The following is a 511-nucleotide window of genomic DNA, read 5'->3' on the forward strand; positions in this document are numbered from 1 at the left end:
CATTATCGTTTTTCACTCTTCTTACTTTTCAAGTGTCAGATTCGCATCTTAATAAGGCTGAAAGTGGACACCATGATCACTCACCAGCACCAATTCAGAGTTCTTTAATGTCGCAACAGCGTTATAAGCCTCTAGACCCGACTGTTTAACTTTAGAGAAAGTCTTACCCTGGTCGGTGCTGCGTACAATCACACCTGAAAAGCCACTTAATATCACCACGCCATTTTCATCAATCGTAGAGCCGGTTAAGTTAGTCGTTGCAGGCGTAGCAACCTTATCCCATGATTGACCTTCATCGGCTGAGCTATACACATTGCCTTTCAAACCATAAATCAACACTTCTTTGACCTGAGGGACTTCCTGAATGCCAAAAAAAGAGCCTTCATATGGGCTATATAAGGTTTCCCAGCTCTCCCCCTGATCATATGAGGCGAACATTGTGCCGGCCTCACCGACTATCAAAACGGCACCAGTGGATAAAACAGCAATTGAGTTTAGGTGGTAACGGTCA

1 protein-coding gene is annotated in these 511 nt (G+C 44.2%); it reads right to left on the minus strand.

The window, feature by feature from the left end; all coding sequences use genetic code 11:
• Positions 1-48 precede the first annotated feature (48 nt).
• Positions 49-511: WD40/YVTN/BNR-like repeat-containing protein (locus A3756_RS06545; RefSeq protein ID WP_368664576.1), on the minus strand; the 463-nt coding region annotated here is incomplete at its 5' end.

The organism is Oleiphilus sp. HI0086, assembly GCF_001635225.1.